Origin of the sequence: Streptomyces sp. NPDC018026 (genome assembly GCF_044327745.1) — a bacterium.
Lineage (GTDB): Bacteria > Actinomycetota > Actinomycetes > Streptomycetales > Streptomycetaceae > Streptomyces > Streptomyces rubrogriseus.
The window spans coordinates 870,719-885,009 of sequence record NZ_JBIRFY010000001.1 but is presented as its reverse complement, the minus strand read 5'-3'; the positions used below and the strand labels follow the sequence as shown (position 1 = coordinate 885,009).

The 14,291-nt window shown below is 72.5% G+C and carries 11 protein-coding genes; 6 read left to right on the top strand and 5 right to left on the bottom strand.

What is annotated here, in order from left to right; genetic code table 11:
- Positions 1–5: 5 nt before the first annotated feature.
- Together fdhD and ACH4D3_RS03630 are read left to right on the top strand one after the other, a co-directional pair.
- On the top strand, positions 6–854 hold the full coding sequence (gene fdhD / locus ACH4D3_RS03635) for a formate dehydrogenase accessory sulfurtransferase FdhD (protein WP_398315913.1): 849 nt from the start codon (positions 6–8) through the stop codon (positions 852–854).
- Between the two features lie 197 nt (positions 855–1,051).
- Positions 1,052–2,959, top strand: a complete 1,908-nt coding sequence (locus ACH4D3_RS03630) for an exo-alpha-sialidase (RefSeq protein ID WP_398315911.1) — start codon at positions 1,052–1,054, stop codon at positions 2,957–2,959.
- Between the two features lie 27 nt (positions 2,960–2,986).
- Here ACH4D3_RS03630 and ACH4D3_RS03625 read toward each other — a convergent pair whose 3' ends face one another.
- Positions 2,987–4,024, bottom strand: a complete 1,038-nt coding sequence (locus ACH4D3_RS03625; RefSeq protein WP_398315909.1) for a bile acid:sodium symporter family protein — start codon at positions 4,022–4,024, stop codon at positions 2,987–2,989.
- A 151-nt stretch (positions 4,025–4,175) separates the two neighbouring features.
- On the opposite strand from ACH4D3_RS03625, the gene ACH4D3_RS03620 reads away from it, so the two are divergent.
- On the top strand, positions 4,176–5,057 hold the full coding sequence (locus ACH4D3_RS03620; RefSeq protein WP_398315907.1) for a LysR substrate-binding domain-containing protein: 882 nt from the start codon (positions 4,176–4,178) through the stop codon (positions 5,055–5,057).
- On the opposite strand, the gene ACH4D3_RS03615 is transcribed toward ACH4D3_RS03620, so the two are convergent.
- Complete coding sequence (locus tag ACH4D3_RS03615) at positions 5,036–6,019, bottom strand: Lrp/AsnC family transcriptional regulator (protein WP_398315905.1); 984 nt, start codon at positions 6,017–6,019, stop codon at positions 5,036–5,038. The two genes, ACH4D3_RS03620 and ACH4D3_RS03615, sit on opposite strands and share 22 nt — an antisense overlap.
- Before the next feature lie 118 nt (positions 6,020–6,137).
- Between ACH4D3_RS03615 and ACH4D3_RS03610 the strand changes: the two genes are divergently transcribed.
- The 3 genes from ACH4D3_RS03610 to ACH4D3_RS03600 all read left to right on the top strand — a co-directional run bounded on the left by ACH4D3_RS03610 (position 6,138) and on the right by ACH4D3_RS03600 (position 10,623).
- Complete coding sequence (locus ACH4D3_RS03610; protein ID WP_398315903.1) at positions 6,138–7,652, top strand: MFS transporter; 1,515 nt, start codon at positions 6,138–6,140, stop codon at positions 7,650–7,652.
- Positions 7,653–7,879: 227 nt separating this feature from the next.
- Positions 7,880–9,706 (top strand): AMP-dependent synthetase/ligase, encoded by a 1,827-nt coding sequence (locus ACH4D3_RS03605; protein WP_398315901.1) that lies wholly within the window; start codon positions 7,880–7,882, stop codon positions 9,704–9,706.
- 83 nt (positions 9,707–9,789) lie between these two features.
- On the top strand, positions 9,790–10,623 hold the full coding sequence (locus ACH4D3_RS03600; protein WP_398315899.1) for an aldo/keto reductase: 834 nt from the start codon (positions 9,790–9,792) through the stop codon (positions 10,621–10,623).
- Between the two features lie 59 nt (positions 10,624–10,682).
- Here the strand turns inward: ACH4D3_RS03600 and ACH4D3_RS03595 are convergent, their stop codons facing one another.
- From ACH4D3_RS03595 to ACH4D3_RS03585, 3 genes are all read right to left on the bottom strand, one after another.
- The gene (locus tag ACH4D3_RS03595) at positions 10,683–11,384 is read right to left on the bottom strand and encodes an SDR family oxidoreductase (protein WP_398315897.1); all 702 of its coding nucleotides are present in this window, start codon (positions 11,382–11,384) and stop codon (positions 10,683–10,685) included.
- A gap of 90 nt (positions 11,385–11,474) precedes the next feature.
- Positions 11,475–12,365, bottom strand: a complete 891-nt coding sequence (locus tag ACH4D3_RS03590; protein WP_398315895.1) for a class I SAM-dependent methyltransferase — start codon at positions 12,363–12,365, stop codon at positions 11,475–11,477.
- Between the two features lie 159 nt (positions 12,366–12,524).
- Positions 12,525–14,264 (bottom strand): cellulose 1,4-beta-cellobiosidase, encoded by a 1,740-nt coding sequence (locus ACH4D3_RS03585; protein WP_398315893.1) that lies wholly within the window; start codon positions 14,262–14,264, stop codon positions 12,525–12,527.
- Positions 14,265–14,291 lie beyond the last annotated feature (27 nt).

The following is a 14,291-nucleotide window of genomic DNA, read 5'->3' as shown; positions in this document are numbered from 1 at the left end:
CGAACATGGGACGAGTCACGGAACGACGCAAGGTCATCCGCATCAGGGACGGAGCGGTCTCCACCCGCCCGGACACGCTCGTCGCCGAGGAACCGCTGGAGATCCGGCTCAACGGCAAGCCCCTCGCCATCACCATGCGCACCCCCGGCGACGACTTCGCGCTGGCGGCGGGCTTCCTGGTGAGCGAGGGGGTGCTCGCCGAGCAGGGAGACCTCCAGAACATCGTGTACTGCGCGGGCGCCACCGTCGACGGCTCCAACACCTACAACGTCGTCGACGTACGGACGGCCCCCGGCGTGCGCGTCCCGGACATCACCCTGGAGCGGAACGTCTACACCACCTCGTCCTGCGGGCTGTGCGGCAAGGCGAGCCTGGACGCGGTGCGCACGACGGCCCGCTGGCCCATCGCCGACACTCCGCCGGTCCGCGTCACCCCGGAGCTGCTGGCCGACCTGCCCGGCCGGCTGCGCGCGTCCCAGCGGGTCTTCGACCGGACCGGCGGGCTGCACGCGGCGGCACTGTTCACCGAGGACGGTGAGCTGGTGGACGTGCGGGAGGACGTGGGCCGGCACAACGCGGTCGACAAACTGGTCGGGCGTGCCCTGCAGAACGGGGACCTGCCGCTGTCCCGTTCCGTGCTGCTGGTGTCGGGCCGGGCCTCCTTCGAGCTGGCGCAGAAGGCCGTGATGGCGGGCATCCCGGTACTGGCCGCGGTCTCCGCGCCGTCCTCGCTGGCCGTGGACCTGGCCGCCGAGACCGGTCTGACACTGGTGGGCTTCCTGCGCGGCAGCTCCATGAACGTGTACGCGGGTGAGGACCGGGTCGCCCTGCGGGCCGCGGTCGCCCAGGGCTGACCCCGCCCTCCCCGCTGCACGGCGGCGGGGCCCCTGCCGGGCGGGGAGCGCCCCCTGCGCCCCGGGGGCCCCGCCTCGACCCGTCGGTGTCCGACACGCGGGGGACGGTGCGGTCCCCGCGGACACAAGGTGTCTCTTGTACTGATGTCCGCACGAATGGGTCCCCTCCACCAGCCGCCCGAAGGGCAGACCGCGCCATGCCCCCTCGAACCCGCCGTCCCTTCTGGCTCGCGCTCGCCACGTCCTGCGCGCTCGCCCTGTCGTCTCCCTTCCCGGCCCACGCGCGACCCGGCGACCGCGCACCCGGGTTCGAGGAGCAGGTGCTCTTCGACGCGGCCCGCGATCCCGGCGGGTACGCCTGCTTCCGTATCCCGGCGATCGTGCGCACGACGGACGGCACGCTGCTCGCCTTCGCCGAGGGCCGCGTCCTGGACTGCGGGGACGCCGGTGACATCGACGTCGTCCTCAAGCGCTCCACCGACGGCGGAGTCACCTGGGGCCCGCTCCAGGTCGTCAACGACGGCGGCGGCGACACCCACGGCAATCCGGCCCCGGTCGTCGACCGTGCCACCGGCCGCGTCCTGCTTCTGGAGACGTACAACGCGGGCCGCACCGACGGCGCCAACTGCGCGGTGCCCTGCGCCCGCAGGCCGTACCTCCAGCACAGCGACGACGACGGCCGCACCTGGTCCGCGCCCCGCGACCTGGGCTCCGAGATCCTGCCGCCCGACTGGAACTCCTGGTACGCCACCGGCCCCGTGCACGGCGTCCAGCTCACCGGCGGCGCCCACCCCGGCCGGCTCGTCGTCGGCGTCAACGCCGAGACGTGGGACGGCACCCGCGTCACCGCCAACCACGCGGCCCTCGTGGTCAGCGACGACGGCGGCGAGCACTGGCGGACCGGCGCCACCGACACCTGGCCCGTCGCCGCCGACGGCACCTTCCGGCAGAAGCCCTCCGAACTGACCCTCACCGAACGCGCGGACGGTGCGCTCCTGGTCAGCGGCCGGGAGGAGAACGGCACCGACCTCGGCCACCGCACCCAGGCGCTCAGCCGGGACGGCGGCGACGGTTTCGCGGCCCCGTTCCGGGCCCTGCCCGACCTGTACGCCCCGCAGGTGCAGGGTGCGGTGCTGCGGCTCGGCGACCGCATCCTGCTGTCGGCGCCCGCCGACCCCGACCGCCGCCGGACGATGACGGTCCGCTCCTCCCGGGACGGCGGCGCGACCTGGGACAGCGTGGACCGCGGCACGGTCGTCACCCGGGACTGGTCGGGCTACTCGGACCTGGTGACGGTCGACGACGACACCGTGGGCCTGCTGTACGAGGGCGGGAAGACCGACGCCCGCGACGAGATCCGCTTCGCCCGCCTCGCCGCGGACCGGCTCGCTCCGCCCCGGGGTCCCGACCCCACCACCCCCGACCTCGCCGCCGGTGCCGCCCCCGCGGCCGTGCTCGGCGGGGCCGCGCCGACCGCGGACGGCGCGGTGGGCGGCGCGCTCGCGTTCGACGGCGCGGACGACGCCGTACGGCTGCCCTACGACGGGCGGCTGGCGCTCGGGGAGGGGGACTTCACGGCGTCGCTGTGGTTCCGGTACTCGGCGGCCGACGGGGAGCAGCCGCTGCTGTGGCTGGGCGGCATCGGCACCACCCAGCCCCAGGTGTGGCTGCGCGCCGAACCGGACGCCGGGCGGGTACAGGGGCTGATCACCGCGCGCGACGGCGCGACGGCCCCGCGCTCGGCCTGGGTGCGCACGGACCGCGCGTACGACGACGGGCGGTGGCACCGTCTGACGCTGCGCCGCGGCGGGGGGCGGCTCACCCTGTTCGTCGACGGTTCGGCGGCGGCCGACGCGGCGGACGTGCCGGGCTCGGTCAGCCGGAACTCGCCCTTCGGGGTGCACATCGGGGAACGGATGGACGGCCGGGCCCGCTTCACCGGCGCCGTCGACGACGTACGGGTGTGGAACAGGGCCCTGACGGACGCGGAGATCGCCGCGGGTGACGCGCCCGCCACCACTGGGAGCACCGTCCTGCACCTCCCCCTGGACCGGGTGGACGAGGCGGCCACGGACACCGGCACGGGCGTGGCCACGGGCGGCTGACCGGCACCGCGTCGGAACGCGGCGGCCTCAGCCGGAACGGCTGCCGGTGCCGACCGCGGTCCGCACCGGGGCGGCCGGCTCCTCGGACGCGAGCGCCTCCGGGTCGCGCGACCGGCGTTTGGCGATCACGGCGCACACCATCAGCTGCATCTGGTGGAAGAGCATCAGCGGCAGCACCGCCAGCGAGGCCTGGGCGCCGAACAGCACGCTCGCCATGGGCAGTCCGGCGGCCAGCGACTTCTTGGACCCGGCGAACTGGATCGCGATCCGGTCCTCCCGCCCGAAGCCGAGACCCTTCGCCCCGTACCAGGTCAGGGCGAGCATCACGGCCAGGAGCACCGCCTGGACGGCCAGCAGCCCGGCCAGCCGCGCCGGACTCACCTGGTGCCAGATGCCCTGGACCATGCCCTCGCTGAACGCGGTGTAGACGACCAGGAGGATCGAGCCGCGGTCGACGAGCCCGAGCGCCCTCTTGTGCCGGGCGACGAAGCCTCCGATCCACCGGCGCAGCAGTTGCCCGGCCACGAACGGCACCAGCAGTTGCAGCACGATCTTCACCACCGAGTCGGCGGAGAACCCGCCCCCGCTGCCGCCCAGCAGGGCGGCGGCCAGCAGCGGTGTGACGACGATGCCGACCAGCGAGGAGAAGGACCCGGCGCAGATGGCGGCGGGCACGTTGCCGCGGGCGATGGAGGTGAAGGCGATCGACGACTGGATGGTCGACGGGACCAGGGTGAGGAAGAGCAGGCCCTGCTGGAGGGGGTCGGTCAGGAGCACCGGGACCAGACCGCGCGACGCGAGGCCGAGCAGCGGGAAGACGACGAAGGTGCAGGCCAGCACGGTGACGTGGAGCCGCCAGTGCCGTACGCCGTCCATCGCCTCACGGGTGGAGAGCCGGGCGCCGTAGAGGAAGAAGAGGAACGCGATCGCGCCGGTGGAGGCGCCGGAGGCAACGTCCGCGCCCGTGCCGCGGGCCGGCAGCAGCGCCGCGAGGCCCACCGTGCCGAGCAGCAGCAGGATGTACGGGTCGATCGGCATCCAACGCGGCCAACGCAGGCGTTTCACGGTGCTCCACTTGCTCGCTGCTTACTCGTTCCCGCTCGTTCCGATGGGGTCGCGGGTCCCCGCTCCATCGTGCTCCTCCGTCCGGCGATCGGGAATCCGGCATACCACTCTGACTGTCATCATGATCTCCGATCACCGATAGCCTGGGGTCATGTACGACCCCTCGCATCTGCGCACCTTCCTGTCGGTGGCCCAGACGCTGAGCTTCACTCAGGCCGCCCGGCGGCTCGGGCTGCGTCAGTCGACGGTGAGCCAGCACGTGCGGCGGCTGGAGGACGCCACCGGGCGGCAGCTGTTCAGCCGGGACACGCACTCCGTGGAGCTGACGGAGGACGGGGAGGCGATGCTCGGGTTCGCGCGCCGGATCCTGGAGGTGCACGAGCAGGCGACGGCCTTCTTCACGGGCACCCGGCTGCGCGGGCGGCTGCGGTTCGGCGCCTCCGAGGACTTCGTGCTGACCCGGCTGCCGGAGATCCTGGAGGCCTTCCGGCACGACCACCCCGAGGTCGACCTGGAGCTGACGGTCGAGCTGTCGGGCACGCTGCACGAGCGGTTGGCGGCCGGGAAGCTGGACCTGGTGCTCGCCAAGCGGCGGCCCGAGGACCCGCGCGGCGAGCCGGTGTGGAGCGACCGGCTGGTGTGGATCGGCGCGGAGCGGCTGCGCCTGGATGCGGACCGCCCGGTGCCGCTCATCGTCTACCCGCCGCCCGGCATCACCCGCGCACTCGCCCTGGACGCGCTGCAGCGGGAGGGCCACGCGTGGCACATCGCGTGCACGAGCGGCAGCCTCAACGGCCTGATCGCCGCCGCCCGGGCGGGCCTGGGCGTGATGGCGCACTCGCGCGGCCTGGTCCCGCCCGGGCTGGTACGGGTGCCGGACCGGGCCGGGCTGCCCGAGCTGGGCGGCGTCGACTTCGTGCTGGTGCACGGCCGCCGCCGCCCCTCCGCGCAGGGCGCCGCCGACGCGCTGGCGGCGGCGATCCTGGCGGGCGGCGACCGGCTGCACCGGCCTCAGCGCACGGGCCGCGGATAGGTGAGCTGCTTGACCCGGCGCAGATACGGGGACGCCTCCACGTGCTGGACGCCCTCCAGACGGCCGAGCGGGCCGCTGAGGTAGGCGTAGAGGTCGGCCGTGCTGCGGACGACCGCGGTGGCGACGATGTTGGACGGGCCCGCGGTGGCCGCGGCGTGGGCGATCTCGTCGTGTGCGGCGAGCGCCTCGCCGACCCGGTGCAGGGCGGCCGGACCGGTGGTGAGCCACAGGACGGCGGCGGTCGGATATCCGAGGATCTCCGAGTGGTACTCCACGTCGATGTACACGGCGCCGGAGCCGAGCAGCGCGGCCAGGCGGCGCTTGACCGCGGACTCGGAGCGGCCGGTGGCGCGCTGGAGTTCGGGGTGTCCGGCGCGCCCGTCGCGTTCCAGGACGTCGAGCAGCGGTTCGTCCTCGGGGTCGATACGGGCCGGTCCGGGCGGGGGCGGGCCGGTCTGCGGCCGCAGCGCCGCGACCTGGTCGGCGCTGAGGACGCCGAACTTGCGGAGCCAGCCGCTGGGTCCGCCGTAGAAGCGGTGCAGGATCTGGTGGGCGTGGATCTCCAGCACGCTCGGGGTGCGCGGCAGCTTGCCGAGGAGCAGGTCGTCCCGGTCGCCGGGGCTGCGCGGCCGGGTGCCGAAGATGATCTCCGTGCCGCCCGCGGCCAGCCCGATCCAGTTGGTGTCGGGGCGCTTGGCGAGGGCGTCCGCGATGGCCGGTGCGCTGTCGGGGACGCAGCGCAGCCGAAGCGTCCAGTGGTCCTGGCCGAGCCGCTCGGCGTCCCGGACGGCGACCACCCGCAGCCCGCCCTCGGCGCACAGCCTGCGGTAGCGGCGGGCGACGGTCTGGTCGGAGACGCCGAGTACCGCCCCGATGCGGCTGAAGGAGGCGCGGCCGTTCACCTCCAGCGCGTCCAGCACACGCAGGTCGAGTTCGTCGAAGGTGTCGGATTCCATCCGCATGCCGGTCACTCCTGTCGGATTCCGTCCCGGTGTCGCCGTGAACCCGTGCGATCGTCCGGATGAGCACCATCGTACGAGGGCACGGACATCACGTACGACACGGGAGAGAAGACGGAACATGCGTACATGGGGGCCGCTCACGGCGGTGTGCCTGGGGACGTTCATGCTGTTGCTGGACGTGACGATCGCGGTCGTCGCGCTGCCGGACATGGCCCGGGGGCTGCACGCCTCGCTGAGCGATCTGCAGTGGGTGATGGACGGCTACGCGCTGGCGCTGGCCGCGCTGCTGCTGGGACTGGGGGCGGCGGCCGACGTCCTGGGACGGCGCCGGGTGCACGTGGTGGGCGTGGTGCTGTTCGCGGTGGCGTCGCTGCTGTGCGGGCTGGCCACCGGGCCGGGCATGCTGGTCGCCGCGCGCGGGCTGCAGGGGCTGGGCGCGGCGGCGATGTTCGCCACCACGCTGCCGCTGCTCGGCTCGGTCTACCAGGGGCGCCGGCGGTCGATGGCGCTCGGGGTGTGGGGTGCGGTCAGCGGGGCGGCGGCGGCCGTGGGTCCGGTGCTGGGCGGGCTGCTCACCGACGGTCCGGGCTGGCGCTGGATCTTCTGGGTGAACCTGCCGGTGAGCGTGGCGGCGGTCTGGCTGACGCTGCGCGTGGTGCCGGAGTCGCGCGGGGCGGCCGGGCGCCGCGTGGACTGGGCGGGTACGGCCACGTTCGCGGCGTTCGCCGGGGCGGTGACGTACGGGGCGGTGCGGGCCGGGTCGCACGGGTGGACGGAGGGCGGCACGCTCGTCTCCTTCGTGCTCGCGGTGGTGGCGCTGGGCGCGTTCGTCGCCGTGGAGCGCCGGGTCGCCGATCCGCTGCTGGACCCTCGGCTGTTCCTGCGGCCCGCCTTCTCGGGCGTGATGCTGGGCGGGCTGGCCTTCAACGCGGCGGCGTTCGGGGTGATGGCGTACACCTCCATATGGCTGCAGACGATGCTGGGCATGAGCCCGGTGCGCGGCGGTCTGGTGTTCGTGTGGCTGTCCCTGGCGTCGTTCGTGGTGGCCGCGGCGGGCGGGCGGCTGCTGCACGGGGTGCCGGCCCGGCTGACCATCGGCGGCGGGCTGCTGCTGATCGCGGCGGGGCAGTTCTGCATGGCGTTCCTGGACGCGGGTTCCACGGCGTCCGCCCTGGTGCCGGGGCTGCTCCTGGTGGGCGTCGGAACGGGCCTGGTGTCGCCCGGCATCGCGGGCGCGGCGCTGGCCGCGGTCCCGGCGGAGCGGTCCGGCATGGCCGGGGGTGCGGTCAACACCTTCCGCCAGCTCGGGTACGCGCTCGGCATCGCCGTGTTCGGCACGGTGCTGACCTCGCGGATGCAGGACACGCTTCCGCACGACGCGGCGCACGGTCTGGCGGGCGGTGCGGCGGGCGCCCTGCGGGGGGTGTTCGGCGAGCACGCGCTGCGGGCCTCGTTCGCCTCCGGACTGAACGCGGCCGCGGTGGCCGCGGGCGCGGTCGCGGCGGTCGCCGGGGTGCTGGTGCTCCTGCTGGTGAGGGCCGATCGCGGCGGCCGGAATGCCGGTGTGACGGATTCCGCGCCGCCCGCGCTGAAAGAGGAGGAGGCCGTTCCGGCACCGCCGTACCGGCGGTAGGCGGGTCGTACAGATTCGGTGGAGATTACGGCACCGAAACTTACTCAACCGTCAGGAAACTGTCCGACCCTTCCCCATGTGAGCGCATTTCCTCTCGCTGACCAGCGCGAACATGAGCCCTGTTCGATTTTGCCGCCCCTCCCGTCCCCGCGCCGGGTGGGGTAGCTTTCACCGCGCTGTGCGGGGGCGACATCGAAAAGCGGGGATCGAAAAGCGGGGAGCGGGGTTTGCGCGAGTTCACCAGTCCTCCGTTGACGTTGGCACCACCGGTGGGCGGTCTGGCCGACGTCGTCTTCGAGCATGCCCGGGAGGATCCGCGGCACATCGCGCTCGGCCGCAAGGACGAGGCCGGGCAGTGGCGGGACGTCACCGCCGGTGCCTTCCGCGACGAGGTGCTGGCCCTCGCCAAGGGGCTGCTGGCCCAGGGCATCCGCTTCGGCGACCGGGTCGCCATCATGTCCCGCACCCGCTACGAGTGGACCCTGTTCGACTTCGCCCTGTGGACGATCGGCGCCCAGGTGGTGCCGATCTACCCGACCTCCTCGGCCGAGCAGTGCATGTGGATGCTCTACGACGCCGAGGTGACGGCCGCGGTCGTGGAGCACGAGGACCACGCCATGACGATCGCCACCGTCATCGACCGGCTGCCGCACCTGCGCGGTCTGTGGCAGCTGGACTCCGGAGCCGTGCAGGAGCTGTACGACGCGGGCGCGCACCTCGACGACGAGGTGGTCCACCGGCACCGCAAGGCGGTCACACCGGAATCGGTCGCCACCGTCATCTACACCTCGGGCACGACCGGCCGCCCCAAGGGCTGTGTGCTGACCCACGGCAACTTCATGTACGAGGCGGACACCGTCATCGCGCGCTGGGAGCCGGTGTTCCACTCCAAGCGGGGCGACGAGGCGGCGACGCTGCTGTTCCTGCCGCTCGCGCACGTCTTCGGCCGGATGGTGGAGGTCGCGGCGATCCGCGGCCGGGTCCGCTTCGGCCACCAGCCGCAGCTCAACGCCGCGGCGCTGCTGCCCGACCTGGCCGCCTTCCGGCCGACCTTCATCCTCGCGGTGCCGTACATCTTCGAGAAGGTGTTCAACGCGGCGCGGCGCAAGGCGGAGAAGGAGGGGAAGGCCGGCCCCTTCGAGAAGGCCGTGGACGTGGCCGTGAAGTACGCCGAGGCGGTGGAGGCGAAGGCCTGGGGCATCGGGCCGGGCCCCTCGGCGGGGCTGCGGATGCAGCACCAGCTCTTCGACAAGCTCGTCTACGCCAAGGTGCGGGCGGCCATGGGTGGTCGCATCCGCAACGCCATGTCGGGCGGGTCGGCGATGGACCGGCGGCTGGGACTGTTCTTCGCGGGCGCGGGCGTGCAGATCTACGAGGGCTACGGCCTGACCGAGTCCACGGCGGCCGCCACCGCCAACCCGCCCGAGCGCACCCGCTACGGCACCGTCGGGCAGCCGATACCGGGCATGACCGTGCACATCGCGGACGACGGCGAGATCTGGCTCAACGGCGACAACGTCTTCGAGGGCTACCTGAACAACCCCAAGGCCACCGACGAGACCCTGCACGACGGCTGGCTGGCCACCGGCGACCTCGGCGCCCTGGACGAGGACGGCTACCTCACCATCACCGGCCGCAAGAAGGAGATCCTGGTGACCTCCGGCGGCAAGAGCGTCTCCCCGGGACTCCTGGAGGAGCGGGTGCGCGACCATCCGCTGGTCAACCAGTGCATCGTCGTCGGCAACGACCGCCCCTACGTCGCCGCCCTGATCACGCTGGACCAGGAGGCGGTCGAGCACTGGCTGACGATGCGCAACAAGCCGCAGATGTCCCCGGCCGACCTGGTGCACGACGCCGACCTGGAGACGGAGGTGCGGCGCGCGGTCGTCGCCGCCAACACGCTGGTGTCCCAGGCCGAGTCGATCCGCACCTTCCGCATCCTCGCCCAGCCGTTCACCGAGGAGCACGGGCTGCTGACGCCCTCGCTGAAGCTGAAGCGCAAGGCCATCGAGAACGCCTACGGGACCGAGGTCGAGGCCCTTTACACAGCGTGAGTTCCACGGTCAGGAATGCGTCCGGGCTCGTGATCGTTGACGATATGAGTACCACCTGACCACAACCGAAGGATCAAGAGCTCGTGAGCAGCAAGGTCCCCCCGATCATCCTGAACAACGGCGTCGAGATGCCCCAGCTGGGCTTCGGCGTCTGGCAGGTGCCGGACGACGAGGCGCAGACCGCCGTCGCCCTGGCCCTGGAGGCCGGGTACCGCAGCATCGACACAGCGGCGATCTACGGCAATGAAGAGGGCACCGGCAGGGCGCTCGCCGCCTCCGGTCTGGCCCGCGAGGACCTCTTCGTCACCACCAAGCTCTGGAACAGCGACCAGGGGTACGACTCCACCCTCCGCGCCTTCGACGCCTCGATGGCGAAGCTCGGCCTGGAGTACCTCGACCTCTACCTGATCCACTGGCCCATGCCGGCCAGGGAGAAGTACGTCGACAGCTACAAGGCGTTCGAGAAGCTCCTGGCCGACGGCCGGGTCCGCGCCATCGGCGTGTCCAACTTCCTGCCGGAGCACCTGGAGCGGCTGACCGCCGAGACGTCGGTGATCCCGGCCGTCAACCAGATCGAGCTGCACCCCCACCTCCAGCAGCACGCCGCCCGCGAGGTGCACGCGGAGCAGGGCATCGCCACCGAGGCCTGGTCCCCGCTCGGCTCCGGCAAGGGCATCCTGGACATCCCGGCGATCGTGGCGATCGCCCAGAAGCACGGGCGCACCCCGGCCCAGGTCGTGCTGCGCTGGCACCTCCAGCTGGGCAACGTGGTGATCCCGAAGTCCGTGACGCCGTCCCGGATCAAGGAGAACCTCGACGTGTTCGGCTTCAGCCTGGACACCGAGGACCTCGCGGCGATCAGCGCGCTCAACGAGGACCGTCGGCTGGGCTCGGACCCGGCGGACGTCAACTCCTGAGCGGCACGCACGGACGGAGGGGCTCGGCCGCGTACTCGGCCGAGCCCCTCCGTCCGTTTTCAGTTGGGCTGCCCGAGCGGCCGTACGACCACGGTGTTGACGTCGACCCCGGCGGGCTGGGTCATGGCCCAGACGACCGAGTCGGCGATCTGCCCGGCGGTCAGCAGCTCGCCGGGCGGCAGGCCGCCGGTGCCGTCCCAGAACGGGGTCTCCACCCGGCCGGGCGCGATCAGGGTCACGCCCACGCCCCACTGCGTCACCTCGCGCCGGGTGTTCTCGGCGAGACCGGTCACCGCCCACTTGGTGGCGCCGTAGATGTTGCCCGGGGTGTTCACGAAACCGGCGACGCTGCCCACCAGCACGATCCGGCCGCGGCTCTCCTTGAGCGCGTCGATGGAGGCCCTGATCAGCAGGGCCGGGCCGAGGACGTTGGTCAGCACCATCTCGGTCCAGCCCGCGGGGTCGCCCTCGGCGACCGAGTCATGGGTGGCGAAACCGGCGTTGGCGACGACCGTGTCGAGACGGCCGAACTCCTTGAGCGTGGCCTCGACCGCGGAGGCCACCTGTGCGTGCTCGGCGGCACTGCCCCGAATCGTCAGCAGGCCCTCGGGATCGCCGAGTTCCGCACTGAACGCCCGCAGCCTCGCCTCCCCGCGCCCGGTGACGGCCACCCGCTGCCCCGCGTCCAGCAGCCGGCGGGCGACGGCGGCTCCGATGCCGCTGCCGCCGCCGGTGATGAGCGTGACCGGTGTGTCGGTCATGAGTCCCCCTGTGTCTGTTCCTGCTTCTCTCACGGACAGCGGGGAGTCCATCACTTGGAGCGCTCTCGAAGTCAAGCGCGAGCGTCGGCCTCAGACCGGCCGTACCGCCGTGTAGACGGTGTGCGCCACCAGTACGAACAGATCCTGGCGGCGGTGCACACCCGCCTCGTCGGCGGGATCGAGCAGCCGGTCCAGGGTGGCGCGGTCCTCGGCGTCGAGGCGCTCGCCGATCCGCTCGCGCAGCCGGGACAGTGACGTGGTGACGTAGTCGCGGGCCGCTTCGGAGAGGGGCGCGGGCAGGTCGAGCAGGAAGCTGCGGGTGCCGGTGTGCTCCAGTCCGGCGGCCGTCAGCATCGCGGGCCAGTCCTCGGCCTCGGCCACGGAGTCCGGCAGGTCCGCGCGCATCTCGGCGAACGCGTCCTCCTCCACGGCGCGGATCCTGGCCTGGAGCCCGGGGCGTCCGGTCCCGATGTCACGGGGCAGGAACCGGGCGGGCAGTCCGCCCTCCAGGATCGCCAGGGTGCCGCCGGGCGCGAGGTGCCCGCCGAGAGCGGCGAGGGCGGCCCGCTGGTCGGGGAGGTGGTGCAGGCTCTGGCTGGCCCACATCAGGTCGGCGGGGTAGTCCAGCTCGGCCAGTGCGCCGGGCAGGTCCCCGGCGAGGGTCCCGAAGCGGTCGCCGAACCCGAGCCGCTCGGCGCGGGCGCGGGCCCGCTCCAGGAGCGGTGCGGCGCCGTCCGCGGCGACCACGCGGGCGCCGGGGAAGGTGTCGGCGAACAGGGAGGAGACGACGCCGGGTCCGCTGCCGACGTCGACGATCAGACCGGGCTCCGTGACCTCCCCGGCCAGCCAGGACAGGGCCTGCCGGTACAGCGGCGTGTACAGCTCGGCCTGCGCCTCCAGGTGCGGGGCCATCTCGGACCAGTCGATGTCGGCGTGGTCGTGCGGGTGGTGATGATCTTCGTGATGGTGGTCGTGCGCCATGCGTGCAGCCTCCCGTTCGCGGTGCCGCCAGGGTGCGACGACTCACCGGACCGGGGCAACCGATGTTGCCGCTCCCGCAAAAAAGAGCAGGCCGCCGGGGCCCGGCCCGCAAGGACCGGACCCCGGCGGTTCACCCGCGCGGCATGCGCGGGCACCCGCTCACGACAGGGGCGGGTAGGCGTTCTTCATCAGCTCCTGGAACTGCGCGGAGAACCAGGCCCCGGAGATCGGGGCGTCGGGCAGGGCGCCCGACATGCTGTTGCCGTTGCGCTCGTTGCCCGTGTAGGTGGGGTCGCACATCCGGTCGAAGCCCTTGCCGTCCGGGTTCTCGATCAGCTTGCTGGAGCCGTCGGACTCGCCCGGGGGCTTCATCCACACGTACGCGTCGATCCCGGCGGCGGGGCTGGCCTGCGGGCGTTCACCGAGGCCGGCTCCGGACTGGTTGCACCAGTTGCCGGGGTGGATGCGGCGGTCGTAGCGCCCGTCGTTCACGTAGGTGTTCACGTCGGTCGTCGCGCCCGGTCCGGTGGGCCGGTCGGCGCCGCCCCAGCCGTTGCGGGAGGTGTCGATCAGCATGCCGAGGTTGCTGTCGAAGCCGAGCGAGACCAGCTTGTCGCGCATGGCCTGGGCGTAGGACAGCTCGTCGGTGTACTGGTTCCAGTCGACCCAGTCGGACTGGCGCACGGAGGTCCCGTTCACCGAGTCCGTGATCTTGAAGTTCTCCTCCTTCAGGGCGCTGTAGTTGGCGGTGTTGACGATGAAGCCGTGCACGTCGTCGAGGGTCGCCCCCTCGGTGGTGGCGGCGGTCTTGAAGATCTCGGCTGAGGGGCCGAAGTTGCTGTCCCAGCCGAGCCAGCCGTGGTGCCCGGCGTCGACGTAGTTGTAGACGTTGCCGGCGTCGGCGAGCTTGTTCAGGGCGTAGCCGACGCCCTTCTGGTAGTTGCCGTTGGCCTTCATCACGTCGCAGTTCTCCGTGACGGTCGGCCGCCCGGAGACGTTGGTGATCAGGTTGGGCAGGGAGTCGATCTCGACCGTGGTGACGATCCGGAGGTCCGCGTACTTCGAGTCGGAGAGGATCTCGGCGATCGGGTCGATGTACTCGGTCTTGTACCGGTCGATCTCGGTCGGGCCCAGCTCGCCGTTGGAGGCGAGGGCGGAGCAGTCGCGTCCCGGCAGGTTGTAGATGACCAGCTGGACGACCATCTCGCCGGAGCCCTTCTGCTCCAGCGCGGCGTCCAGGTGGTCGCGCAGGCCCATGCCGCCGTTCGCGCCCTCGATGGCGGCGATCCGGTCGAGCCACACACCGGTCGGCTGGTCGGCGATGCGGTCACCGCCGGGTTCGGCCGCGGCGTGGGCGGACCACTCGGGGTTCACGTAGACCTGGGCGCCGTCATAGGGGTTGTCCACCCGGTCGCCCGGGCCGGTGGGGTCGGTCGGCGGGTCGGTCGGATCGGTGGGCGGGTCCGTGGGGTCGGTCCCGCCGTCCACGTTGCAGGTCACGCCGTTGAGGGTGAAGGTGTCCGGGATCGCGTTGCTGCCGCTGTAGGTGCCCTGGAAGCCGAAGCTCGCCGAACCGCCGGTGGACAGGGTGCCGTTGTAGGACTCGTTGGCCGCGGTGACGGCGGCACCGCTCTGAGTGACCTTCGCGTTCCAGCTGTTGGTGACCTTCTGGCTGCCTGCGTAGGTCCATCCCAGCGACCAGTTGGACGTGGCGGCACCGTTGTTGGTGACGGTCACGGCAGCGGTGAATCCGCTTCCCCAGTCGTTCTGCACCTGGTAGTCGACGGTGCAGGCGGCGGCCGCGGCCCCGGCGCTCGCGGAGTGGGCGGCCAGTGCCGTGCCGGAGGCGCCGGCGACCAGGGTCAGGGCGGCGAGCATCGCGGTTCTGGTACGGGTCATGAGTGCGGGTTCCTTCTTTCGTGGGGG

What these genes read in the sequence shown, in the direction of transcription:
- ACH4D3_RS03585 (WP_398315893.1), bottom strand. Translation starts at nt 14,264, where the DNA reads ATGACCCGTACCAGAACCGCGATGCTCGCCGCCCTGACCCTGGTCGCC.
- fdhD (WP_398315913.1), top strand. Translation starts at nt 6, where the DNA reads ATGGGACGAGTCACGGAACGACGCAAGGTCATCCGCATCAGGGACGGA.
- ACH4D3_RS03590 (WP_398315895.1), bottom strand. Translation starts at nt 12,365, where the DNA reads ATGGCGCACGACCACCATCACGAAGATCATCACCACCCGCACGACCAC.
- ACH4D3_RS03595 (WP_398315897.1), bottom strand. Translation starts at nt 11,384, where the DNA reads ATGACCGACACACCGGTCACGCTCATCACCGGCGGCGGCAGCGGCATC.
- ACH4D3_RS03610 (WP_398315903.1), top strand. Translation starts at nt 6,138, where the DNA reads ATGCGTACATGGGGGCCGCTCACGGCGGTGTGCCTGGGGACGTTCATG.
- ACH4D3_RS03615 (WP_398315905.1), bottom strand. Translation starts at nt 6,019, where the DNA reads ATGCGGATGGAATCCGACACCTTCGACGAACTCGACCTGCGTGTGCTG.
- ACH4D3_RS03620 (WP_398315907.1), top strand. Translation starts at nt 4,176, where the DNA reads ATGTACGACCCCTCGCATCTGCGCACCTTCCTGTCGGTGGCCCAGACG.
- ACH4D3_RS03630 (WP_398315911.1), top strand. Translation starts at nt 1,052, where the DNA reads ATGCCCCCTCGAACCCGCCGTCCCTTCTGGCTCGCGCTCGCCACGTCC.